Source organism: Mesorhizobium sp. B2-3-10 (genome assembly GCF_006442275.1).
GTDB lineage: Bacteria > Pseudomonadota > Alphaproteobacteria > Rhizobiales > Rhizobiaceae > Mesorhizobium > Mesorhizobium australicum.
Map to the genome: position 1 here is coordinate 406,975 of NZ_VFVT01000003.1, position 22,499 is coordinate 429,473.

General features: G+C 63.5%; 20 protein-coding genes. 4 read left to right on the forward strand and 16 right to left on the reverse strand.

Features of this window, described 5'->3' with window-relative positions; translation table 11 throughout:
- Nucleotides 1-85 precede the first annotated feature (85 nt).
- From FJ943_RS11640 to FJ943_RS11670, 7 genes are all read right to left on the reverse strand, one after another.
- Nucleotides 86-1,033 (reverse strand): cation diffusion facilitator family transporter, encoded by a 948-nt coding sequence (locus FJ943_RS11640; RefSeq protein WP_140617656.1) that lies wholly within the window; start codon nt 1,031-1,033, stop codon nt 86-88.
- A gap of 5 nt (nt 1,034-1,038) precedes the next feature.
- Nucleotides 1,039-3,228: an anthranilate synthase gene (locus FJ943_RS11645; RefSeq protein WP_140721627.1), complete on the reverse strand. Its 2,190-nt coding sequence runs from the start codon at nt 3,226-3,228 to the stop codon at nt 1,039-1,041.
- A 221-nt stretch (nt 3,229-3,449) separates the two neighbouring features.
- Nucleotides 3,450-4,505 carry a succinylglutamate desuccinylase/aspartoacylase family protein gene (locus FJ943_RS11650; protein WP_140721630.1) on the reverse strand — a complete coding sequence of 352 codons (1,056 nt, stop codon included), beginning with the start codon at nt 4,503-4,505 and terminating at the stop codon, nt 3,450-3,452.
- Between the two features lie 87 nt (nt 4,506-4,592).
- Complete coding sequence (locus tag FJ943_RS11655) at nt 4,593-5,768, reverse strand: MFS transporter (protein WP_140721632.1); 1,176 nt, start codon at nt 5,766-5,768, stop codon at nt 4,593-4,595.
- A gap of 302 nt (nt 5,769-6,070) precedes the next feature.
- Nucleotides 6,071-7,447, reverse strand: coding sequence for an FAD-containing oxidoreductase (locus tag FJ943_RS11660; protein WP_140721941.1), 1,377 nt, complete (start codon nt 7,445-7,447; stop codon nt 6,071-6,073).
- A gap of 11 nt (nt 7,448-7,458) precedes the next feature.
- On the reverse strand, nt 7,459-7,920 hold the full coding sequence (locus FJ943_RS11665) for a DUF4126 domain-containing protein (RefSeq protein ID WP_140721635.1): 462 nt from the start codon (nt 7,918-7,920) through the stop codon (nt 7,459-7,461).
- Nucleotides 7,921-8,036: 116 nt separating this feature from the next.
- Nucleotides 8,037-8,684 (reverse strand): glutathione S-transferase family protein, encoded by a 648-nt coding sequence (locus FJ943_RS11670; RefSeq protein ID WP_140713590.1) that lies wholly within the window; start codon nt 8,682-8,684, stop codon nt 8,037-8,039.
- Nucleotides 8,685-8,896: 212 nt separating this feature from the next.
- On the opposite strand from FJ943_RS11670, the gene FJ943_RS11675 reads away from it, so the two are divergent.
- Nucleotides 8,897-9,454: a sugar O-acetyltransferase gene (locus FJ943_RS11675; RefSeq protein WP_140721638.1), complete on the forward strand. Its 558-nt coding sequence runs from the start codon at nt 8,897-8,899 to the stop codon at nt 9,452-9,454.
- Here the strand turns inward: FJ943_RS11675 and FJ943_RS11680 are convergent.
- The gene (locus FJ943_RS11680) at nt 9,441-10,790 is read right to left on the reverse strand and encodes an ATP-binding protein (protein ID WP_140665152.1); all 1,350 of its coding nucleotides are present in this window, start codon (nt 10,788-10,790) and stop codon (nt 9,441-9,443) included. The genes FJ943_RS11675 and FJ943_RS11680 overlap by 14 nt on opposite strands.
- Nucleotides 10,787-11,446, reverse strand: coding sequence for a response regulator (locus tag FJ943_RS11685; RefSeq protein ID WP_140721641.1), 660 nt, complete (start codon nt 11,444-11,446; stop codon nt 10,787-10,789). Before FJ943_RS11685 ends, FJ943_RS11680 begins: the two co-directional genes overlap by 4 nt.
- Nucleotides 11,447-11,612: 166 nt before the next feature.
- Between FJ943_RS11685 and FJ943_RS11690 the strand changes: the two genes are divergently transcribed.
- The gene (locus FJ943_RS11690; protein WP_140721644.1) at nt 11,613-11,879 is read left to right on the forward strand and encodes a PepSY domain-containing protein; all 267 of its coding nucleotides are present in this window, start codon (nt 11,613-11,615) and stop codon (nt 11,877-11,879) included.
- 5 nt (nt 11,880-11,884) lie between these two features.
- The gene (locus tag FJ943_RS11695; protein ID WP_140721647.1) at nt 11,885-12,445 is read left to right on the forward strand and encodes a cytochrome b/b6 domain-containing protein; all 561 of its coding nucleotides are present in this window, start codon (nt 11,885-11,887) and stop codon (nt 12,443-12,445) included.
- A gap of 56 nt (nt 12,446-12,501) precedes the next feature.
- Here FJ943_RS11695 and FJ943_RS11700 read toward each other — a convergent pair whose 3' ends face one another.
- The gene (locus FJ943_RS11700; RefSeq protein ID WP_140721650.1) at nt 12,502-13,497 is read right to left on the reverse strand and encodes a helix-turn-helix domain-containing protein; all 996 of its coding nucleotides are present in this window, start codon (nt 13,495-13,497) and stop codon (nt 12,502-12,504) included.
- A 125-nt stretch (nt 13,498-13,622) separates the two neighbouring features.
- Here FJ943_RS11700 and FJ943_RS11705 point away from each other — a divergent pair, with 125 nt between their 5' ends.
- The gene (locus tag FJ943_RS11705; protein ID WP_140721653.1) at nt 13,623-14,267 is read left to right on the forward strand and encodes a cysteine hydrolase family protein; all 645 of its coding nucleotides are present in this window, start codon (nt 13,623-13,625) and stop codon (nt 14,265-14,267) included.
- A gap of 67 nt (nt 14,268-14,334) precedes the next feature.
- Here the strand turns inward: FJ943_RS11705 and FJ943_RS11710 are convergent, their stop codons facing one another.
- From FJ943_RS11710 to FJ943_RS11735, 6 genes are all read right to left on the reverse strand, one after another.
- Nucleotides 14,335-16,014, reverse strand: a complete 1,680-nt coding sequence (locus tag FJ943_RS11710) for a formate--tetrahydrofolate ligase (RefSeq protein ID WP_140721656.1) — start codon at nt 16,012-16,014, stop codon at nt 14,335-14,337.
- A gap of 312 nt (nt 16,015-16,326) precedes the next feature.
- On the reverse strand, nt 16,327-17,451 hold the full coding sequence (locus FJ943_RS11715; RefSeq protein ID WP_015316037.1) for a DUF2333 family protein: 1,125 nt from the start codon (nt 17,449-17,451) through the stop codon (nt 16,327-16,329).
- Nucleotides 17,452-17,554: 103 nt separating this feature from the next.
- The gene (locus FJ943_RS11720) at nt 17,555-18,853 is read right to left on the reverse strand and encodes a DUF6638 family protein (protein WP_015316038.1); all 1,299 of its coding nucleotides are present in this window, start codon (nt 18,851-18,853) and stop codon (nt 17,555-17,557) included.
- A gap of 67 nt (nt 18,854-18,920) precedes the next feature.
- The gene (locus tag FJ943_RS11725; protein WP_015316039.1) at nt 18,921-19,328 is read right to left on the reverse strand and encodes a DUF559 domain-containing protein; all 408 of its coding nucleotides are present in this window, start codon (nt 19,326-19,328) and stop codon (nt 18,921-18,923) included.
- Nucleotides 19,329-19,397: 69 nt separating this feature from the next.
- Nucleotides 19,398-21,308, reverse strand: coding sequence for an ATP-binding protein (locus FJ943_RS11730; RefSeq protein WP_140721659.1), 1,911 nt, complete (start codon nt 21,306-21,308; stop codon nt 19,398-19,400).
- Nucleotides 21,309-21,332: 24 nt separating this feature from the next.
- Entirely contained in the window at nt 21,333-22,478 is a 1,146-nt protein-coding gene (locus FJ943_RS11735) for a hypothetical protein (RefSeq protein ID WP_140721661.1), read from the reverse strand.
- Nucleotides 22,479-22,499: the final 21 nt, after the last annotated feature.

Consider the following 22,499-nt stretch of genomic DNA (forward strand, 5'->3'; position numbering starts at 1 on the left):
CTCTTTGTTTTTACGCAATTCCGGACGGAAAGCCGCTCACGCTTTCTTGGAATTGCTCTTCCAAGGTAAGCGACAGTGACCCGCCTCAGGCGAACGGCACCGCGGTCGTGCCCTTGGGCAGCTTGGCTTCGTCGTCGGGCTCGACATGGATGGTCACCCGCACCGAGGGGAGTTCGGCCTTCAGCGCGTCTTCGATGCGATCGCAGATGACATGGCTGGCGCCGACCGACATGTCGGCGTCTACGACCAGATGGAACTCGATGAAGGTGGCGCGGCCGGCGATGCGGGTCTTGAGGTCGTGCACCTCCATGGCGCCCTTGCAATTGGCCGAGATGATGTCGCGGATGCGCATGTGCTCCGCCGTGTCGACGGCCCGGTCCATCAGGCCGTTCATCGACGAGCCGATGACATGCCAGCCCTGCCACAGGATGTTGAGCGCGACGATGACGGCCAATGCCGGGTCGAGGATCTGCCAGCCGGTCAGGATCGCTCCGACGAGGCCGCCGAAGACGCCGACCGACGTCACCACATCGGTCATGATGTGATTGCCGTCAGCGACCAGCGCCGGCGATTTCTCCGCCCGGCCCGTGCGGATCAGCATCCAGGCCCAGAAGGCGTTGATGACGGTGGCGACGCCGTTGACGGCAAGGCCTTTCCAAGGCTGTTCGAGCGGCGCCGGGGCCTGCCAGGAGCGCCAGACTTCGTTCAGAATCAAAAGCGCGGCGAGCACGATCAGCACGCCTTCCAGCACGGCGGAGAAATATTCGGCCTTGTGATGGCCGAAGGGGTGATCCTGGTCGGCCGGCTTGTGGCTGACCTGGATCGCCCAGAAAGCGGCAATCGACGCGATGACGTTGACGATCGATTCCAGCGCGTCCGAATAGAGCGCGACGGAGCCGGTCACGTACCAGGCGGCGGCTTTCAGCGCGAGCACGACAAAAGCGACCACGATCGACCAGAAGGCAAGGTTGGCGACCTTGCGCTTCGCGGCCGCCCTGGCTGCGATCGCCATCGTGTTCTCGGCTTCGGCCATTGGCGTCAGGCTGCCTTTTCCTTGGCCTTTCGCGGCAAATGCGCGACGATGTTCTCGATGATGCGCATGCCGGCATTGTGGCCGAGCGTCATGATCGATTCCGGGTGGAACTGGACCGCGGCGATCGGCTCCTTGCGGTGCTCGAAGGCCATGATGACGCCGTCTTCCGTCTCGGCCGTAACCATGAAATCGTCGGGCAGGCGTACCGGATCGGCGAAGATCGAGTGGTAGCGGCCGACGGTGACTTCCTTGGGCAGGCCGGAGAAGATGATGCCCGGCTTCGAGACGCGGATACGCGACGGCTTGCCGTGCATGGGAATGTGCAACTGCCTGAGTTCTCCGCCATAGGCTTCCGCCAGTGCCTGCAGGCCGAGGCACACGCCGAAGATGGGCAGGTCGCGCGCGCGCGCCTTTTTGATGGTCGCGGCGCAGTCGAAGTCCTTCGGCGTGCCGGGTCCGGGTGACAGCACGACGAGGTCGGGCTTCAGCCGGTCGAAGACTTCCTCCGGCACCGGCGAGCGCACGGTCGAGACATTGGCGCCGGTCTGGCGGAAGTAGTTGGCCAGCGTATGGACGAAGGAATCCTCGTGGTCGACCAAAAGGATGTTGACGCCGTCGCCGACGCGCGCCGTGGTGCGCTCGGTGCTGGTCGAATTGCCCGTCTTGGCGTCGCGGATCGCGGAGAGCATGGCGGATGCCTTCAGTTCGGTTTCAGCTTCTTCTTCCTCTGGAATGCTGTCGAAGAGCAATGTAGCGCCGGCACGAACCTCGGCGATGCCGTCCTTGATGCGGATGGTGCGCAAGGTAAGGCCGGTATTCATGTCGCCGTTGAAGTTGACCATGCCGATCGCGCCGCCATACCAGGCGCGCGGGCTTTTCTCGTTCTGCTCGATGAAGCGCATGGCCCACAGTTTCGGTGCGCCGGTGACGGTGACCGCCCAGGCGTGCGAGAGAAACGCGTCGAAAGCGTCCATGCCTTCACGCAAGCGGCCCTCGATGTGGTCGACGGTGTGGATCAGGCGCGAATACATCTCGATCTGGCGGCGGCCAATGACGCGTACAGAACCCGGCTCGCAGACCCTGGACTTGTCGTTGCGATCGACGTCCGAGCACATTGTGAGCTCGGATTCGTCCTTCTTCGAATTGAGCAGCTTCAGGATCTGCTCGCTATCGGAAATGGCGTCGTCGCCGCGTTTGATGGTGCCGGAGATCGGACAGGTCTCGACGCGGCGGCCGTTGACGCGCACGAACATCTCCGGCGACGCACCGATCAGGTATTCGTTCTCGCCCAGGTTGATGAAGAAGGAATAGGGCGACGGGTTGATGGACTTCAGCTTGCGCGAAATCTCGGAGGGCTGGGTCTCGCAACGCTCGTAGAACATCTGGCCGGGGACGACCTCGAACAGGTCGCCACGCTTGAACGAGTCCATCGCGCGGCGCACCAGATTGGCGTATTCGCCGGGCTCATGGTCGCCGCGTGGCGGGATGCGGTCGGCGGTCCTGAACGGCTCGGCGATTTGGTCGCGTGGCAGGCCTTCGGTCGAAAAACCTTCGCCCGCATAGTCGTAGCGATCGGTCCAGGCCTTGGCCGAGTAGTGGTCGACGACCAGAATCTCGTCGGGCAGGAACAACACCAGGTCGCGCTGGCTTTGCTTGCGCACGAGCGTGTGGTCGACCGGGTCGAACTGGAAGGCAAGGTCGTAGCCGAAGGCGCCGTAGAGACCGAGATTGGCGTCTTCCGCCGTCTTGAACAGCGCGGTGATGGCGCGCAGCACAGTGAAGACCGAGGGAACGCGGCTGCGTTCCTCCTCGGTGAAGACACGGCCGGGTTTGGCGACATCGAGGCGGATCAGCTTTTTCGAGGTCTCGGCGATCGTGACCTCGGCGAGGCCGCCCAGTGTCCTGCCGATGACCGGCAACAGCGCCTCGCCACGGCCGTTCAGCGCCTCGATACGCATGGCGCGGCCGCGTGCCGAGATGACCAGCGGCGGATCGATGATGGCCGTATCCCAGCGCGTGTAGCGGCCGGGATATTCGTAGTTCGAGGAAAATACCGCGCCCCGGCGCGAGTTCAGTCCGTCGACATAAGTGTCGATCGCGCCTTCATAAGGGCGGCCGTGGCGCTCGCGGGTGATGGTGATGCCACCCGCCGTCGCGAAGCTTTCAGCGCCGTTTTCCAGAACCTTCAACGTCATTGCCGTCTCCATCAGCTACTTGGGCAACGGACCCGGGAATGGCTTTAAAAAACAAATGGCCGCCCGGACATTCCGTTGCGGCCACCCTCTATTTTCACGCGCACGCGTTCGAACAGGCCGCTGTCAGCAGGCCCACCACCAAATGGTCTTGATCGAACGCATGTTCATGGCGATTCCCTTAGCGGCGATTGGGCGGCCGCGCAACTGGATTCGACGCAGGCTCAATCCTCCAGCGTGCCCGACCTTGCATCGGCGCTCTTCCTGTCGCCAACCAGTTTCAACAGGTCTTCGCCGGAGCGGATGATGCGGCGCGAGCGGCGGGTCAGGATGATGCCGTCCTGCGGCGCGAACACTTCCGTGCGGCCATCGGCCTCGCCTGGCGCGTGAACGATGGTAGCGAGCCGCGCGCCCCTGGTGACGCGGTCGCCGGGTTTGACGTCGTAGAGGACCGCACCGCCACGGGGCGCCGGCATCATGTCGATATTTTCCAGAGGTGCCGCGACGCCCTTGAAGGGGCCGGGCGCGGGCAGGGCGGTGTCGGATATCACGCCGCGCGCCACCAGCAGCCGGTAGAGGCCTTCGGCGTCGGACTTGGCCAGCGCGCCGTCGACATCGAGAATGCCGCGATATTCGACAGTGGTGGCGACGCGCCTGTCGAACTTCGCCACATCGGCCGATGCGTTCTGGTAGGGCATGATCGAAGCGCCCTCGAAGGTGCCGTCGGTGTCCTCGCTCCACAGCACCACGGCATCGACGCCCATGGCGGCGGCGCAATCGGCCATCCCGGGCCACAGGCTGGTGTGGACGTAGAGATAGGCAAGACCCTCATCGTCGCAGTGCAGGTCGAGCACGATGTCATGGCCGAGCGAAAGCTGCACCAGGCGCGACTTCAGCCGCTGGTCGGCGCCGCCAAAGGTGGCGTCCGGCAAGAGCCTGGCGTCGGGCGCGACCAGCAGCGGAAAGCCGCGGTTGAAGTTGGTGCGGGTGCCGAGATGAAAGCGACCCTGGTGCTCGCCGAAATGGTATTGCGCGCGGCCGATCGGGTTGGCCCAGGGCACGATGGTGATGTTGCCCCTGATGCGACCCTCGGCCTCGGCCTTGTTCAGCATCGGCATCAATGCATCGATGGCGACGACGCCAGGCAATTCGCCGGCATGGAGCGCTGCCTGCAGGTAGGCCGAAGGTGCTGTCTTGTCGGCGCCGGCCAAGCGGAGCACCGGGAATTCGTAGGAAACGCCGTCGCTGTCGCCGGCGATGCGTTCGATCGATTTCTGCATGACGTTCTCCATGAAAGCGAGAAGACATGCCCATTGGAAGGTACCGATGTCGATTGGTCCAGCCCGCCGCGCTATGGGCGCAAGGGCCTATTCCGCGGCAGCGTGAAGCGTGACAGGCGCGCGCCTGTCCAGCGCCGCCGACAGCACCGCAACGGCGACCGCCAGCAGGGCTAGCACCGCGCCGACCAGTGGCAAACCGGCATAGGAAACGCCTGATGACAGCGCCACGCCGCCGACCCATGCGCCGCCGGCATTGCCGACATTGAAGGCGCCTTGATTGAGCGTGGCTGCAAGGTTCGGTCCTTCGGAAGCCGCCTCGACGACCCGGATCTGCAGAGGTGGCACGACGACGAAGATGAGCAGGCCCCAGAGGAAGACGATGCCGATGGCAACGCTGGCGATCGTGCCGAACTGCATGAAGCCGACGAACAGCAGGGCCATCAGCAGCAAGGTGGCGATCACTGTCGGCATCAGTTTCCAGTCGGCAAGCCTGCCGCCGATGATGTTGCCGATGGTCATGCCGGCGCCGAACAGCAAAAGCACCCAGGTGACCGCCGCGGTCGACAGGCCCGACACGCCGGTGAGGTATGGCTTTATGTATGTGAAAACGGCGAACAGGCTGGCCGAGGTCAGCGCCGCGATCAGCATCGCCAGCCACACCTGCAGCTTGCCGAGCACACGGACTTCGGCGCGCAGACCGCCGCCGCTCGGTTCCGTGACGTCGGACGGCACCAGCCAGGCGATGGCCGCGACCGAGATCAGGCCGATGCCGACCACGGCCAGAAAGGTGGCCCGCCAGCCGAAGGCTTCGCCGAGTGCGGTGCCTGCGGGAACCCCGAGGATGTTGGCGAGCGTCAGGCCCGCGAACATCAGCGCGATGGCGCTGGCGCGCTTGTTGCGCGGCACAAGGCTTGCCGCGACGACCGAGCCGATGCCGAAGAAGGCGCCATGGCCGAAAGCGGTGAAGACGCGCGCAGCCATCAGCAGCCAGTAATTGGGCGCGATGGCGCAGAAGAGGTTGCCGACGACGAACAGGGCCGCAAGTCCCACCAGCACGGGCTTGCGCGGCAAATGCGCGGTAGCCATGGCCACGACAGGCGCGCCGAAGACGACCCCCAGCGCATAGCCGGTGACCAGCAGGCCGGCGGCGGGGATCGTTACGCCGAGATCGGCGGCGACCTCGGGCAGCAGGCCCATGATGACGAATTCGGTGGTGCCGATGCAGAAGGACGCAATGGCAAGCGCAAGGATCGGCAAAGGCATGGAAGGTCCAGACTGAATCGGTTCAATTCAGACTGCGCGAGACCCCTGCCGGGCGCAACAGACATTGCCGCAATGCAGCAATGCAGAAAGCGTGGAGCGGACGTCTCCTCTTCTACCGGCCCGACGCAGACCGATCCTTCAAGGGCTGAAACGATGTCGCTTCGTGCCAGTTCTGCAGCCGGACACGTTATCTTGAAGCCTGCCGGTGCCCCAACAATAAATGCGTGATGACGACCGTGAAATTGCGGAGCCTTCGCAAGGCATAGGCGACGACTGATGAGGCAGGAAGTCGACTGACAGTCTCACGCCAGCGGCTTCAGCTCCTGGGCGATGGTGGGCAGCAGCTCCGAGACGGTGGGATGGATGTGCACGGCGCGCGCCAGTGTGTCGACCGGCGCCTTGGCGTACATCAGGTCGAGCACGCAATGCACCGCCTCGTCACCGCCTGGACCGAGCACGGAGCAGCCGAGGATCTCCCTGGTGTCGGCGTCCACGAGGATCTTCATGAAACCCTGCGTCTCGCCCTTTTCGACGGCGCGGCCGACACGGGTCATCGGCCGCTGGCCGACCAGGGCGCGACGTCCGGATTTCCTCACCGCCGTCTCGGTCATGCCGCAACGGCCGAGCGGCGGATCGATGTAGAGCGCGTACGCCTCGATGCGGTCGCTGATCCTGCGCGGATCCTTGTCGAGCAGATTGGCGGCGACGATCTCATAGTCGTTGTAGGAGGTGTGGGTGAAGGCGCCCTTGCCGTTGCAGTCGCCCATCGCCCAGATGCCTGGCACGCTGGTGCGCAGCTGGTCGTCGACGACAACCGCGCTGCGTCCGTCGACCTCGACGCCCGCCTTGTCGAGGCCGAGATCGTCGGTATTGAGCGTTCGGCCCAGCGCCAGCAGCACATGCGAGCCGACCGCGGGCGGCTGGCCCGTGGAGAAACTCACGGCAATGTCCCCGCCCTGCTTGGCGAAGCCGATGTCATCGGCGCCGACATGGACCGCGATCCCTTCGTTTTCGAGGATCGACAGGATGGCGGCCGAGACGTCCTCGTCCTCGCGGCCGGTGAGGCGCGGGCTCTTTTCGATGACGGTGACTTCCGAACCGAAGCGGCGGAACATCTGCGCGAATTCGAGCGAGATGTAGCTGCCGCCGACGACGATCAGGTGGCGCGGCAAAACGTCGAGATCCATCATCGACGAGTTGGTCAGATAGTCGATGTCGTGGATGCCGGGCAGGTCCGGCACCGAGGCGCGGCCGCCGGTGTTGAGAAAGATCTTGTCGGCGGTCAACAGGTCGTCGCCGACGCGCACCGTGTTGGCGGATTCGAAGCGTGCATGGCCGCGATAGAGCGTGCAACGCTCCATTCCGGCGATCCAGGTCTCCAGATTGCCGCGGGCGTCGTTGGTGACCTTGTCCTTGCGCGCCTTGATCCTGCTGTAATCGATCCCGACGGGACCCGGGAACGTCACGCCATAGTCGGCGGCGCGCCGCGCCAGATGGGCGGCATAGGCGCTGGCGACCATGGTCTTGGTCGGCATGCAGCCGGTGTTGACACAGGTGCCGCCGACCAGCTTGCGCTCGATCAGCGCCACGCTCATGCCGGCTGCCGTCAGACGGCCCGCCAGGGGCGACCCCGCCTGGCCAGCGCCGATGATGATGGCGTCGAAGGTCCTTGCGTTCAAGGTCTGGGCCGTCATGCCACCGCCGCCACGATCAGCAGGCCGCCGATGATCGCCACCGCATCCTCGATGAAGGCCGCGGGCGGATCCTTGCCGAAAACGGCCGCCAGCCGGCCGCGCGCTTCGGCACCACCCAGGGTGCCGATGACCGCGCCGATCGCTCCGGCGATCAGGCACACGATGGTGGCGCCGCTGGTCGCGCCGATCACCGCGCCGCTGAACGCGCCGAGCAGAATGCGGGCGCCGAACTGCTGCGGCACCTTGCGGCTTGGCGTCGACGGCAGCTGGTCGGTGACCAGTTCGACTATGGCCAGGACGGTGAAGATGCCGACAGCCGCCCAATGGCCCATGAAGCTCGCCCAGGTGCCGGCAACCGGCAGCCAGCCGAGATAGGCGCCCCAGGCAACGGCGGCAGGTGCCGTCATGGCGCGCAGGCCGGCAATGACGCCGATCAGGAGTGCAAGAATGTAGAGCATGGTCGATCCCCCTCGATCCCGGGCCGGTACAGCCTTGAAACGGCAAGCTACCATAGGCCGGATATTTGGCTAGGCCGCAGACTCACAAGCGCACAGCCACGGCGGATCGAGGCAAGTCAGTTGGCTGATGGAGCGTTGATCGCAAATTGCGCGGCGAAAGCCCTGATATAAGCGGGCCGAGCTTCCCCGCGCGCCACATAGGCGGCCAGGTTTTGGTATTCATCCAGAATGCCTGACATTCTCAGTCGCAGCAGCACTGACACCATCAATAGATCGCCGGCGCTGAACGCATCATCGAGCCAGTCCGCGACGCCCAAATGCGTCGAGAGACAGTCCAGCCGGGCGCGAACACGGTCCTTTACCAGCGGCAAGCGCGCCTCGCTCCAGGGCTTGTCGGCTTCGAAAATTCTTGCCGTGGTCAATTCGAGGATCGGCGGCTCTATGGTGTTCAGCGCGGCAAACATCCACGTGATCGCTCGCGCGCGGGCGTTGCGCTCCTTCGGCAGCAGGCCCGCATGCTGCTCGGCAAGATGAAAGACGATCGAGCCGGTCTCGAACAGCGAGAGAGAACCGTCCTCATAGGTGGGGATCTGGCCGAAAGGATGGATGGCCAGATGGTCAGGCGCCTTCATGCCCGCGAAGGAAACAAAACGAACCGCGTAAGGCTGCCCCACTTCTTCCAGCGCCCAGCGAACACGCGTATCGCGGGCCAGTCCCTTCCCGCCATCGGGTGATCGTTCAAACGCCGTGATCGTGATTGTCATCGCATTTGTTCCTTGCCTGGGCGAATCTCTTCGGCTTCCTACCGAGGACGAATGAGCTTCCCGGAAATCGACATCGGTCCTGAACTATTTCATTGCTGGAGCAGATCGCGAATGGCCGCCAATCAGCAAGGCCGCGCATCCTGTTTTACGGATTTCACGTCAGTCTCGCCTTGGCGCTGTTCGCAGTGATGTAAAAAAACGGAGGCACTGCCATGGTTCAGAGCGAACGCGCGAAAATGGCTGATGGTGAATGGTATACGTGCCTGGATGACGATCTTGGCGCGTTGCGCGGCTTGGCCGCGGATGCGGTGTTCGAGCACAATACGCTGCCGCCTCGCCGACGCGGGAATCTCGGGCTGGCCCTGCGGACACTGCTGGGCGGCGTGGGCGAGGGTGCCCGCATCGAGGCGCCGTTCCATTGCGCCTACGGCTTCAACATCTTTCTCCGCGCCGGCACCTTCCTCAATGCCGGCTGCACCATTCTTGACACCGCGCCGGTGCGTATCGGCGAGGGGACGCTGCTTGGCCCCAATGTGCAGATCTATTGCGCCGAGCACCATAAGGAGGCGGCAAGGCGCCAGGCGGGGCTGGAGATCGCCAAGCCGGTCACGATCGGTGACAATGCCTGGATCGGCGGCAGCGCGGTCGTCCTTGGCGGCGTCAGCATCGGCGAGGGCGCCATCGTCGGCGCCGGGGCGGTGGTGACGCGCGACGTGGCGGCGCACACGACCGTGGTCGGCAACCCGGCGCGGGTGGTCAGGCGGGGCTGACACTACGCGGCGGGAACCTGATCGTCGCTTCAAAACCGTCCCGTCGGCCGGATGCCGGTGAGGTCAGGACAAGCGTCGCATCGATCTGCTGCAGGATTTTGGTGACGATCGCCAGTCCCAGGCCTGATCCTTCGGCACGCGTCCCACCGCGTTCGAACCGTTTGACCAGACCGCCGGGAGCTGACGCCACCGGACCTTGGTTGATCACGCTGAGCCGGGCATCGTCAGTGATGCGAACGACAACCTCGCCGCCCTCGGCGCCATGCCGCAAGGCGTTCTCGATGAGGTTGCGCAGGATAATGGCCAATGCATCCGTATCGATCGCGGCCAACGCCTTGCCTTGGTCGGACGCTTCAAGACGAAGCCGACCCCTGTTCTGGCCGTGCTGCTCGAAGTCGGCGACCACCAATGCGGCGACCGCAGCGAGATCGGCTGGCTTGCCGGCGATCGCTACTCCGGCGTCGGCGCGCGCCAGCTGCATCAGCTTTTCGGACAGGCCGGCGAGGTCGGACAGAGCCGCCTTGATCTGGCGCGGGCGTTTTCTTGCCGCCTCGTCGGATGTTTCCGCGATCAGGCGCTCCGTTTGTGCCAACGCCCCAGCGATTGGTGTGCGCAATTCATGCGCGGCGTTCGCCGTGAACTCCTTTTCAGCATCGAGCGCCATATGCAGGCGCCGCATCAGGCTGTTGACCGACTTGGCGATGGCGGCAAGTTCGGAGGGCAGGTCCTCGGTGCGGATCGGAGCAAGGTTGTCGCCGTGGCGGGCGCTGATTTCGCCGCGCAGTGTCGCGATCGGCCTCAGGAAACGCGTCAGGGTCAGCCACGCGACAAGTGCGCTCAACGGGATGAGAATGACCATCGGTATGAGGAAGCCGGTGGCGGCTTCGAGCGTTTCCTCATTGCGCCGTGAATCGAGCTCGGCGACCTGGATGAGTATTGTGCCGCTGACCGCGGGCTCGGTGTAGATGCGCCATCCGGCTGCCTCCGAGAAGCCCTGCGCGAGCTCAGCCGTGAGCGGCTCCGCGGGAGCGTCATGGGAATGCATGAGAACGCGGCCGCCGGCGTCCCGCACCTGGAAGATGAGGCGGCCGCCTTCGTCGTCCGAAACAGCCTCCCCCAGCCTGCGCGGCGATTGCGATGCCTCACGCCCGAACATATCGTCGATGACCAGCGGCAGCAGTCTGCGGGCTGCCTCCTGCATCGAATTGTCCATGGCTTCATTGATTTCGCGGTGCAGCGTGATGCTTCCGGTGCCAGCGGCGACCAGGCCAACAGCGACCGTGACGAGGATCAGCGACGACACGAGGCGACCGGCAAGGCTGCTGAAGACCTTCATGGGAGTGCAAGGCGGTAGCCCAACCCCCTCACGGTTGTAAGGACCTGGCGCCCGATCTTCTTGCGCAAGCGGCTGACATAGACTTCGACAGTGTTGCTTTCGATCTCCGCGCCGAAGGCATAGAGCGCGTCCTCGATCTGGTTCTTGCCGACTGTCATACCGGGCCGGCGCAGGAACTGCTCCAGCACCGCCCATTCGCGCGATGTCAGCATGGCCTCGGTGCCGTCGATGGTAACGCGGCGCGCGGCCTGGTCGATTTCGACGGCTCCGAGCCGGATCAAAGGGTTGGGGTTTCCGGCATAGCGGCGCGCGACCGCGGCAAGGCGTGCGGACAACTCGCTGAGATCGAACGGCTTGACCAGATAGTCGTCCGCCCCGGAATTCAGCCCGGCTATGCGGTCTGAGAGCTGGTCGCCCGCGGTCAGGATGATGACCGGCGTATCTGTGCCTTCACGACGCAGCGTTTTAAGGAATTCGAGACCCTTGCCGTCGGGCAGATGCAGGTCAAGCAGGAGGAGCACATAGGAAACTACACGGAGGTGATCGCAGGCACCGCCAAGCGTCGTGCTCCAGTCCACGGCGTGGCCGTCGGCAGCGATATGATCGCGCACCGCTTCGCCCAGCACCGGATCATCTTCGATCAACAGAACGCGCACTTCGCCTCCGTGTCGCTGCAACACGCGCCTTCATGCGGCACGAGGCTGACAGGAAGCTGAATGAAAGCCAACTGAGGCTTTTGCACGATGCGATGCGTGTTCAGGCTGCTGTCAGGTTTCGCGGCCAAGGTCCTCGACATCGGAATCGGCCGATGGAGAAAATAAGATGAAGACCTTGATGCTGACCGCGCTGGTTATGGCTTTTGCCAGACCGGCCTTCGCCGCCGACAAATGCGATGTGCCGACCGGCCAGTGGCAGCCGCGCGAAGCCTTGCAGAAGAAGCTCGAAAGCGAAGGCTGGAAGGTTCGCAGCATCAAGACGGAACACGGCTGCTATGAAGCCAAGGCGCTTGACGCCAATGGCAAGAAGCTGGAAGCCGTCTTCAATCCCAAGACGCTGGAGTCGGTCGGTGCCGATTCCGATGACGGTTGACGGCCATGAACGCCACTGTTTCGACACGAGAAACCTCGGTCGAGGTCTGGAGCCCCTACGTCCGCCTCTTTCACTGGTCGCTGGTCCTTTGCGTCGCGGTGGCGTGGCTTTCTTCAGGCGAAATCATGAAGATGCATGAACTGGCCGGCTACAGTGCCGGGGTTCTGATTGCCTCGCGTTTGATCGCCGGTCTGGCGGGGTCGGGATACACGCGCTTCCGTCAGTTTGTGCGTGGACCGCGCGTGGTGAGTTCTTATCTCGCCGACGTGGCGCATGGCGATGAAAAACGCTATCTCGGCCACAACCCCGCCGGCGGTGCCATGGTGCTGGCGCTTCTGGCTTGCGTGGCAGGAATTGCGCTCACCGGCTGGATGCAGACCACCGATGCCTGGTGGGGCGTGGCCTGGGTCGAGGATACGCACAAGATCCTGGGCAATGGTGTACTGGTGCTGATTGGACTTCATGTCGGCGGCGTGCTGCTCGCCAGTCTGCGTCATCATGAAAATCTGGTTCGCGCCATGATCACCGGCCGTAAACGCGCGGCCTCGCCGCAAGACGTTGGCTGACCGCGGAGAGCGGAAATGCAAGGGCACCGCAGCGACGCGACGCCCTTGCCGTTCGATCACGATGACAGGGCCAGCGCCACCCGTCCGTCCTGATCGACCCGCCGGGAAAACTCGCGCCGATATTGCGCGGGTGATGTCCTTAGCCGCGCGGCAAAATGTTGGCGCAAGGAAGTTGCGCTGCCGAAGCCGGCCTCGAAGGCGACCATGTCCATCGGCTTGTCCGTCGTCTCCAGCAGCCTCTGCGCCAGCGCGACGCGCTGGTCGGCCAGCCAGTCGCCGAAGCTGGTACCTATCGTCTTCTGGAAACGGCGGGTAAAGGTGCGGCGGGTGAGACCGGCCGCGTCAGCGACGCTATCGAGACCGTGCGGTTCGCCTAATGTCGCGCGCACCTTGTCGAGAGCCTGGGTAAAGCGGTCGGCGGCCGGGCTCGGCGCTACCGGGCGTTCGATGAACTGCGCCTGTCCGCCCTGCCGGTGCGGTGAAAGCACGATGTGCCGGGCGAGCCGCAGTGCCGCCTCGGCGCCATAGCGGGCGCGCACGATGTGCAGGCAGCAGTCGAGCCCGGCGGCGACGCCGGCGGAGGTGATGATGTCGCCGCCGTCAACGTAGAGCACGTCCGCATCGACCGAAATGTCGGGATGGAGAGCCTGCAACTGATCCGTATAGGCCCAATGCGTGGTCGCCTTCCGTCCTGAAAGCAGGCCGGCGGCGGCGAGGGCAAAGGTGCCGAGGCAGAGGCCCACGATCAGCGCGCCGCGCCGGTGGGCGCGGCCGAGCGCTTCCTCGAGCGGTTTTGCCACAGGCGCTCCGAGATCCTTCCAGCTCGGGATGATGACGATATCGGCGTCTTCGAGCGCGGCAAGCCCGTGCGGGACCAGGATGCTCAATCCGGCGTCGGTCTGGATCAGCCCTTCCTCCACGCCGCAGACGCGGAAGTCGAAGCGCGGCAGGCCGAGCCTGGTGCGGTCGGCGCCGAACACCAGGCACGGCACGGAGAGATGGAACGGGCTGATGCCGTCGAAGGCGAGGACGGCGATGATGGGAGCGGTCATGGGGCGTTTCCAGTGTGAAGGAGGATTGTCCCAATTCTTTCGTATGATGTCAATCGGGCCACTGTTGGCGCCTCGGTCAGCTGGCTATCCTCGGTCCATCGCATTCAAGCCTGAAAGGAAATATCATGTCTGCCCCAGCCAACACCGCGCCGCGCCGCGCGCTGATCGTCGTCGACGTCCAGAATGACTATGACGGCGGCAACCTGGCTATCCAGCATCCGCCATTCCGCGACAGCGTCGTCAACGTGACGCGCGCCATGGATGCCGCATCGGCAGCAGGCATCAAGGTCGTGGTCGTCAAGCAGATGGCGCCCGAGACGTCGCCGATCTTCGCCCGGGGCAGCCATGGCGGCGAACTGCATCCCGAGATCGCCAGGCGTGGCCGCGACCATTATGTCGAGAAGAACTTGCCAAGCGCCTTCACCGGTACCGACCTCGAGGACTGGTTGCGCGCCAACGCCATCGATACGATCGCGGTCGTCGGCTACATGACGCATAATTGCGACCTGTCGACCATCATCCATGCCGTGCATATGGGCTTCGCGGTCGAGTTCCTGTCCGACGCGACCGGTTCGGTGCCTTACGCCAACAGCGCCGGTTACGCCTCGGCCGAGGAGATCCATCGCGTGGTGAGCATCATCCTTCAGTCGCGCTTCGCCGCGGTGCTCAAGACTGCCGAATGGATCGACTGCCTGGAGACCGGCGCGCTGCCGGAACGCGACACGATCCATGCGTCCAACCAGCGGGCGCTGTCGCGCAGCGCCGCGTAGGACGATCCGCAAACGAGAAGGGCGCCGCGGCGATGCGGCGCCCTTCTTGTTCTTGTCGAGATGAAGATCAGAACAGGCCTTCGATCTGGCCGGCCTCGTTGAGGAAGATCTTTTCCGACGACGGCTTGCTCGGCAGGCCAGGCATGGTCATGACCTCGCCGCAGATGATGACGACGAAGCCGGCGCCGGCGGACAGCCTGACCTCGCGCACCGGCACGGTGTGGCCGGTCGGCGCGCCGCGCAGGTTCGGGTCGGTCGAGAACGAGTACTGTGTCTTGGCCATGCAGACCGGAAGGTTGCCGTAACCAGCATCCTCCCAGGCCTTCAACTGGTCGCGCACCGATTTGTCGGCGATGGCTTCCGAGCCGCGATAGATGCGCTGAACGATGGTGTTTATTTTCTCGAACAGCGGCATGGAGTCGGGATAGAGTGGCGCGAACTGCGAGGCGCCGGATTCGGCGAGCGCCACCACCTTGTTGGCAAGCTCCTCGATGCCGGCGGAGCCGTTGGCCCAGTGCTTGCACAGGATCGCTTCCTCGCCCATCGAGGCGACGTAGTCCTTGAGCGCCTGAATCTCGGCGTCGGTGTCGGAATAGAAGTGGTTGATGGCAACGACCGCCGGGACGCCGAACTGCCTGATGTTCTCGATGTGGCGTCCAAGGTTCGGGCAGCCCTTCCTGACGGCTTCGACATTCTCCTTGCCAAGGTCTTCCTTCTTGACGCCGCCATTCATCTTCATGGCGCGCACGGTGGCGACGATGACGGTGGCTGCCGGCTTCAGTCCGGCCTTGCGGCACTTGATGTCGAAGAACTTTTCGGCACCTAGATCAGCACCAAAACCGGCTTCGGTGACGACGTAGTCGGCAAGCTTGAGCGCCGTCGTGGTGGCGACGACCGAGTTGCAGCCATGCGCGATGTTGGCGAACGGGCCGCCATGCACGAAGGCCGGGTTGTTCTCCAGCGTCTGCACCAGATTGGGCTGCATGGCGTCCTTGAGCAGGACGGCCATGGCGCCATCGGCCTTGAGGTCGCGGGCATAGACCGCCGATTTGTCGCGGCGATAGGCGACGATGATGTCGCCGAGGCGTTTTTCCAGATCCTTCAGGTCGGTGGCGAGGCAGAGGATCGCCATCACTTCCGAGGCGACGGTGATGTCGAAGCCGGCTTCGCGCGGAAAGCCGTTGGCGACGCCGCCGAGTGAGCAGATGATCTCGCGCAGCGCCCGGTCGTTCATGTCCATGACGCGGCGCCACACCACGCGGCGGGTGTCGATGCCGAGTTCATTACCCCAGTAGATGTGGTTGTCGATCAGGGCCGACAAAAGGTTGTGCGCCGTGGTGATGGCGTGGAAGTCGCCGGTGAAGTGGAGGTTCATGTCCTCCATCGGCACGACCTGCGCGTAACCGCCGCCGGCGGCTCCGCCCTTGACGCCGAAATTCGGGCCGAGCGAAGCTTCACGGATGCAGACGATCGCCTTCTTGCCGATGCGGTTCAGACCGTCACCGAGGCCGACGGTGGTGGTGGTCTTGCCTTCGCCGGCCGGGGTCGGGTTGATGGCGGTGACGAGGATCAGCTTGCCGTCCCTGTTGCCCTTCACCGACTTGATGAACTCGGCCGAAATCTTGGCCTTGTCGTGGCCGTAGGGCAGCAGATGTTCGGTTGGGATGCCGATCTTCTGGCCGATCTCCTGGATCTGCTTTTTCCTGGCGCCACGCGCGATCTCGATGTCGGACTTCACTTCGGCCATGACGGCGTTCCTCTGGATTGGACGGTGGAGGGGACGGGGTTGATCTTACTCGCAAGAAGGCTGGAGCCGGACGCGCAGGGCATCTAACCCTGTCGCTGCGGCGGCGTCAACTTTCATGCAACTATGTTTCCTATAGAGAAAATTCCTCTGCGGCGGCCGACCTATTCCCGGTTCTTTATGGCTCCGCTTGCCGCGCCGTATAGAAGCCAGAGCAGGGGCGCTTCCGCCGTCTCAAAACAGCCGCACAATGCACGGAATGCGACAGACGCGACGACGCAAATCCGCCATCGCGAGTGTTGCCGTGGGACAGCGCTACTGCGTCAGCACGTTGCTGATTTCAACCATGTTCGAGCGCACCCGAAGCACGTAGAAGCCCATCGTCGTCAGATGGGTGGGCAGCAGCCAGCCGTCCTCGCGGCCATTGGCGATGATGAAGGGCTGGATGCGCAGGGCCGACACGAACTGCGCGTCCATCGTATCCCACAGGCTCTGCAGGTGCTTTTCCTTGATGACGTCCTCGAAGTCGGCCTGGGCGCCCTTCATCAGGCCGTAATAGGCATAGAGCTGGCCATAGGCGAACCAGTAGCGGTCGTCGGCGCGGGTGTCGAACCAGCCATTGTTGTGGTTCTCGGCACGCTCCTTGAGGATGGCGGAGGTCGAGCCGATGTCACTGGCGATGCGATCGATATACTGCTTCAGATTGTCGGCGCGGGCATCGAAAGTGGCCTGGCAGGTGGCGAGCCGGGCATTGAACGAACGCAGCTTGCGCACGGCGTCGCGATAGTAGCTCGGCGTCGGTGTCTTCGGTCCAAACGGGCTCACGCCGAAATACCAGGTATACTCGTCGAACTGCAGATTGCCACGCGCGTCCTGCAGGTCGGCATCGATCTGCGAGGTGGTGCGCACGCGGCCGAGATTGTCGGCAAGCTCGGTCGCCGTGCGTCGCACCGCCTGGTTGATGCCGCGCTGGAAAGAGGCCTTGTTGTCCATCCACGGGGTGTTGTCCCAGTCGATGCCGAACAGGCCGAGCTTGTAGAGGATCATCGACGAGATCCAGGCATTCTGGTTGACGTTGAAGTCAGTCAGGTCCGCCGCCACCTGGGCGATGCCGGAGTTGCCGCAAGTCTTGGCCGTGTCGGTGCCGGCGCCGGCGGCCACCTGTTCACCGGCGGAAACGTTGCGCTTCTCGAACGTATAGGTGTCCGGGTAGTTCGGGTTGAACCTGTTCCACCACTGGGTGGCGTAGAAGAAGTTGGCGTAAAGGCCGATCAGCACCAGCAAGGCCAGGCCGACGACGGCCTTCAGGATCCAGCCGCGCTGCGTATACCAGCGGCCGGCCCACAAGAAGGGCCACAGGATCACGCCGATCAGAAGGCCGATGCCGCGGCCGATCCACTGGAACAGCTTGACGAAGAAGTTCACGATCGGGTCGAGCATGGCTGTATCACCCCCTCAGCACGATGCCAAAAAGTTGCAGACTTTTTGGATAACATCATGCACCAAAACAACAAGTTAGAACGGAATGACGGTTCATATCGTTCTAGTCGGTCAGGCCGTAGAGGCGTGTGCGAAACGCCACCTTTTCCTTCAAATATGTGGTTTTCAGAACGTCCACAACATGCGATCGCCAAGCGTCGCTGAAGCCGTCATAGTCCTTGTAGAAGCCGTCCTTGTTGAAGATGTAGCGCGACACGAAGTCCGACGGCACGAAATCCGAGATCAGCCGGTTGGTCAGCCAGGCGTCGGGATGATCAGGCTTGGCGCGGACCACCAGGAAGCGCTGCTGCGGGAAGACGTCCTCGATCTTGAGGTGGCCGAACTGGGCGATCTCGCGCTTGGCGGCGTTGAGGAAGGGAAAATTGCCGTCCCTGGTGATCAGGTCGGCATGGCCCTGGATCCAGGTCTGCAGCCAGACCTTGTCGACGTCGGTCAAATTGCGGTTCGGCTCGGCGTCGCGGATCAGCGCGCGCACGACCATTTCAGCGCGGTGCTCGAGATAGCCCGAGGTTTCGATCCAGGAGGCGCGCGGCAATTCGATGCGCCCGGTGGCGGCCAGGAATTTGAACACCTTGTCGGCGTCCTTGATGGAGAGATAGCTCACCTGCCAGGGCCGCGAGCGGCGGAAACCGGGAGCCGCCGGATCGCTGATCACCGTCGTCATGTCGGGATCGACGAACACGTAGAGGCCGCCGAAATGGCTGGTCCAGTAGGCGTTGTGGCGGAAGATCACCTGGTCGGGCACCAGCGCGTTCTCCCTGATGTCGCCGCAGACCTTGGCGAGTTCCACCATGCGGGTCAGCATGGCATTGTCGCGCCAGGCGTCGGGCTCCTGCTTCAGCCGGTCGACGAGCTTGCCGAGCTCGGCCGCCTTGCCCAGCACGTCCTCGGCCGACAGCACCTTGAACTCGACCTGGCTGATCGACAGCAGGTCCTCGATGTCGTTGACCTTGGGAACGGAATCCTCCATCTCGCCGTAGATCACGTCCTTGATGGTCAGCGCGTCTATGGCGCGCTGGTTCCTGGACATGAATTCGAACATCAGCTGCGAGGTGTTCGAGAAGGCCGTGTGCACCACCGGCAGGTCGATCTGCGACGGCGTCAGGATGATGAAGCGGCGGTTGACCTCGTTGGGATCCAGATAATCGTAGTCGCCACACTCCTCGGCCACTTCGGGCGAAAAGCCGGTGCGGTCGATCTGGAAACTCTTCAGCTTTGTCGGCTTGAGACCGAAAGCCGCCAGCGCCTTGTTGTAGCGCTGGATGAGATGCGGCTCGTCGACCGTGAGCAGCCGGCCGTAGATGAGTTCGTTGTCGCGCAGGAGATCGGGTTTTTTGCTCATCTTGCCTTCTCCCCGTTCACGGGGAGAAGGTGCCCGAAGGGCGGATGAGGGGCGGCGCAAACGCTCATCATCTCGTCTCCAAGATTGAAGGCAGAAACTTCGCGTCGATGCCAATCATCTTCTTGTTCAGCCGACCATCCACGGCCGCAACGATGGTCTCCAATACGCTCTTTCGGCCGCTCAAAACATCAGCGTGCCAAATCCTCAATACCGACCAACCATTAGCGTTCATCGTTTCGTCCCTGTAGCGATCCCGGGATCCACCTGCATGCTGGCTGCCATCGACCTCCACGACCAGATTAGCCTCACGACAGGCAAAGTCGGCGAAATAGGGCCCGATGGGCAGTTGGCGAATGAATTTGTGGCCATTCAATCGTCGCCCACGCAGTTCATGCCAGAGCTTTTCCTCGGCATCGTTCTCGATTTTCCGAAGCTCGCGGGCTCTTGCCACCTTGGGCTCGTTTCCACCACGCATGGCGCTGCCCCTCATCCGCCCTTCGGGCACCTTCTCCCCGTGAACGGGGAGAAGGAAGAAGAGCTCGCCTCACGCATTCCACAGACCCTTCTTCTTCATCTCCTCCATCTCACGCGCCGCGCGTTCGCGCAGCCTTGCGTCGCGCAGCAGCTTCTCCACCGCGGCATCGTCGGACTTGTCGGAATAGCGGAACTCGGAATCGGCGTAGCGGTTGATCTCCTGCATGACCATGGCAAGCGAGAACGGCCCGCGCAATTCCTCGATCATCGCTTTCTTGTCGTCGTAGCTCTTGTGCATGAAGGCTTCCGGCTTTTCGAACCAGTCGTCGGGAAGCTCGATGTCCATGGCACGCATCTTGATGGCGTCGGTGACGTTCTTGATGGCGCGGCCGGTGAAGCGCGGCTCGGCGTCCTTGATCAGGTGCAGGTAGGTGCCGATGTCGGCCATGGTCCTGGGCGCGCCATTTTCCTTCATGTAGCGCTCGTAGACCCGCACCAGTCCGTCCTCCCGCGGCTTTTCATGCTCTTCATAGGCTTCGGTCACGGCGCGCTGGATCTCCTGCGCGGCGTAGAGTTCGTGCTTGCCCAGGGGGATTTCGTGGTTCTTGCCGGCGAGCAGCACGAAAATGTCGATATAGTCGTCTCGGGTCTGCGGCCCGTCGACCAGCCAGCGGGCGCCGGCGCGCTGGCGCAGCGCATCGTCGACATTTTCGGGATAGTTGGAAAACATGCCGAACGAGCAATTGCCACGCACCACGGTGGCAGCACCGGCGAAGGCGTCCATCAGCACGCCGGTGATCTCCTGCTGGCCGGCCGATGCGCGGTCGTCGGAACGGCGGGCGGCCACCTGGTCGATGTCGTCGATGGTGCCGAAGCCGATGACGCGCGGGTTCAACACATTGTTGATGAACTGGCGGCAGTTCTGGCCAGACTTGCCTTGGTAGGACGAAATCTGGTCGACGCCGAAATTTTCATAGGCAAAGGGATAGCCGGCGACCTGGCAATAGCCGTTGACAAGGCCGGCGATCATCTGGATCAGCGTCGTCTTGCCGGTGCCGGGCGCGCCGTCGCCGATGAAGGTGAACAGGAAGCCGCCGAGCTCGACGAACGGGTTCAGTTCACGCTCGAAATCATAGGCCATCAGCATCTTGGCGAGCTTGACGGACTGGTATTTGGCGATGTGGTTGCCGACGACCTCTTCCGGTTTCTTGAAGGTCATCACCAGCGGCTTGGAGCGCTTGCCGGGCGCCACGTCGAAGCCGTCGAGGGTGAAGTCGTCGGCGTCGATGCGGATATGGGCGTTCTCGAACGGGCCGATGCCGTCGAAGCGGCTTTTGCGCGCCAAAAGCCCGTCGATGGCGACGCGGGCGAAGGCGCGCGCCCTGGTCGTCAGGTCGCCCTCGTCCGTCGAGCCCGCTATCGCCTTGTCGAGGCCGGCCAGGATCGATTTAACCGCATCCTGGGGCGTGTCGAACAGGAAGTCCGGCTCGCGGATATCGTTCGGCGCCTCGCCGTCGCCGTCGATGAGCTGGAACAGATACGAGGCGAGGCTGAAGGCCGAAATATAGGCCGAAGCCGACAGCAGTTTCTTGAAGGTGGACGCCTCGTCGCCTTCGAGCGGCGCGCGGGTGTTCCTGGCCTGCAGGCTTTCGAGATCGGAGCCTTCGGCGAAGACGTCCGATACCGCCAGCGCGATCGCCGTGCCGCGCCGGGCGCGAAAGAGCAGCGTGTGCTGCGGGATGGTCAGCAACTGGTCGTCGGGATGAACGGCGCCGACCGTCTTCGACAGCTCGACCTCGCGGGTGCGGCGCACCGAACCGACCGAGACGGTGGAGACGAAGCGGCGGTTGGTGCCGGCCAATGCCGTACCGGATTCGCGCGATGGATCCTCCAGCACGACGATGCGGGTGATGAAGCTCTGCGCGGTGGCGCGGTGTTTTTCGATAGCCGCTTCCGGGATGGTGGTCAGGCCGGTGTCCATGAAGGGTGCTCCGTGGTGTGACGGTCAGACGTCTGAGATGACCTGCCCATTCGATAGGATGTGAACCTTGTAGCCGCCAAAGATCTTCTGTGCTTCGCCGGCGGCGTAAAGCGCCTGGTAGGCTTCGTGCGGGATCAGCGCGTGGTTTTCGTAGCTCGACACGCCTTGGCGGGCGGCTTCCAGGTCGTCGGTGTTGATGAAGAATTCCTGCGTCGTCTTCTCGCTGGAGAACAGGCCCTTGCGGCCGGGCTTCTCGCCCTTGGAATAGACTTCCTGGATGGTCCAGGTCAAAAGCCAGGCATTTTCGGGCTTGCGCACCTTGGCCAGCACTTCCGTCACCGTCGAGTTGTTGTCGGTGATGCCTGCCGAGTAGAAGGGGCCAAGCACCACACGCCTCAGCTGCTTGGGGTGCAATGGCTCGAAATCCTTGTCGAGATTGACCGCGATGGTCGCCGGCGACAGCGTATAGGCCGAATTCTTCTCGGTGAAATCGTCGAAGCGGTGGGCAAGCTCGGGGTTGAGCAGGCCGTCGACGGGCAGCGGAATGTCGACCTTGTCGTTGAGCTTGCCGCTCCGGTCGACAAGCTGGCGGACCATGCTTTCCGAGGAATCCTCCACCGTCACCATATAGACCAGAGGCAGGTTGGCGCTGCCGTCGAAGCTTGCCCAGTGGACGAGGTAATAAGGCCGCGCCGTCTTCGGATTGACCGACACCTTGGCCGTCTGCGCCAGCGTGAACGGACCGAAGGTCTGCTCGCTCTTGACGTCTTCGAGATAGAGCCGCTCGGCCATCGATTTCTGCAGCGCCTCGGGAAACTCCTTGTGGCGCAGGATGAAGTCGGCCATCTCCTCGCGCAGCTCGCCGGCCTGGGGGATGTTGGCGAGCCGCGCGTCGGCCTGCAGGCGGTCGTTTTCCAGTTCAAGCAGGTTCTGGAACACCGGGTAGCCGCTCTCGGCGCGCGAAATGCGGAACGTGTCCATGAAGCCCAGCCGGTTGCGCCAGCAGGAAAAGGACTTGTCGAGCCGAGCGATGTACTCGGCAACGATCTTGGCGACGATGCCGTGCCGGTAAAGCGGCGAGCGGTCGTCGCGCATGAACACTTCAAGGCCGCTGAGCGCGGCCGTGATTGCCGAGAAATACCGCGCCGCGGCGTCGTTTTCGGGGGTCATGCTGTCAGTCCTGGGATTGTC

Excerpts from the sequence above, each read along its gene's own strand:
- FJ943_RS11700 (WP_140721650.1), bottom strand. The coding sequence starts at position 13,497 with ATGACCGCTCCCATCATCGCCGTCCTCGCCTTCGACGGCATCAGCCCG.
- FJ943_RS11715 (WP_015316037.1), bottom strand. The coding sequence starts at position 17,451 with ATGCTCGACCCGATCGTGAACTTCTTCGTCAAGCTGTTCCAGTGGATC.
- FJ943_RS11725 (WP_015316039.1), bottom strand. The coding sequence starts at position 19,328 with ATGCGTGGTGGAAACGAGCCCAAGGTGGCAAGAGCCCGCGAGCTTCGG.
- FJ943_RS11705 (WP_140721653.1), top strand. The coding sequence starts at position 13,623 with ATGTCTGCCCCAGCCAACACCGCGCCGCGCCGCGCGCTGATCGTCGTC.
- FJ943_RS11675 (WP_140721638.1), top strand. The coding sequence starts at position 8,897 with ATGGTTCAGAGCGAACGCGCGAAAATGGCTGATGGTGAATGGTATACG.
- FJ943_RS11735 (WP_140721661.1), bottom strand. The coding sequence starts at position 22,478 with ATGACCCCCGAAAACGACGCCGCGGCGCGGTATTTCTCGGCAATCACG.
- FJ943_RS11655 (WP_140721632.1), bottom strand. The coding sequence starts at position 5,768 with ATGCCTTTGCCGATCCTTGCGCTTGCCATTGCGTCCTTCTGCATCGGC.
- FJ943_RS11680 (WP_140665152.1), bottom strand. The coding sequence starts at position 10,790 with ATGAAGGTCTTCAGCAGCCTTGCCGGTCGCCTCGTGTCGTCGCTGATC.
- FJ943_RS11720 (WP_015316038.1), bottom strand. The coding sequence starts at position 18,853 with ATGAGCAAAAAACCCGATCTCCTGCGCGACAACGAACTCATCTACGGC.
- FJ943_RS11730 (WP_140721659.1), bottom strand. The coding sequence starts at position 21,308 with ATGGACACCGGCCTGACCACCATCCCGGAAGCGGCTATCGAAAAACAC.
- FJ943_RS11650 (WP_140721630.1), bottom strand. The coding sequence starts at position 4,505 with ATGCAGAAATCGATCGAACGCATCGCCGGCGACAGCGACGGCGTTTCC.
- FJ943_RS11665 (WP_140721635.1), bottom strand. The coding sequence starts at position 7,920 with ATGCTCTACATTCTTGCACTCCTGATCGGCGTCATTGCCGGCCTGCGC.
- FJ943_RS11695 (WP_140721647.1), top strand. The coding sequence starts at position 11,885 with ATGAACGCCACTGTTTCGACACGAGAAACCTCGGTCGAGGTCTGGAGC.
- FJ943_RS11690 (WP_140721644.1), top strand. The coding sequence starts at position 11,613 with ATGAAGACCTTGATGCTGACCGCGCTGGTTATGGCTTTTGCCAGACCG.
- FJ943_RS11640 (WP_140617656.1), bottom strand. The coding sequence starts at position 1,033 with ATGGCCGAAGCCGAGAACACGATGGCGATCGCAGCCAGGGCGGCCGCG.
- FJ943_RS11645 (WP_140721627.1), bottom strand. The coding sequence starts at position 3,228 with ATGACGTTGAAGGTTCTGGAAAACGGCGCTGAAAGCTTCGCGACGGCG.
- FJ943_RS11670 (WP_140713590.1), bottom strand. The coding sequence starts at position 8,684 with ATGACAATCACGATCACGGCGTTTGAACGATCACCCGATGGCGGGAAG.
- FJ943_RS11710 (WP_140721656.1), bottom strand. The coding sequence starts at position 16,014 with ATGGCCGAAGTGAAGTCCGACATCGAGATCGCGCGTGGCGCCAGGAAA.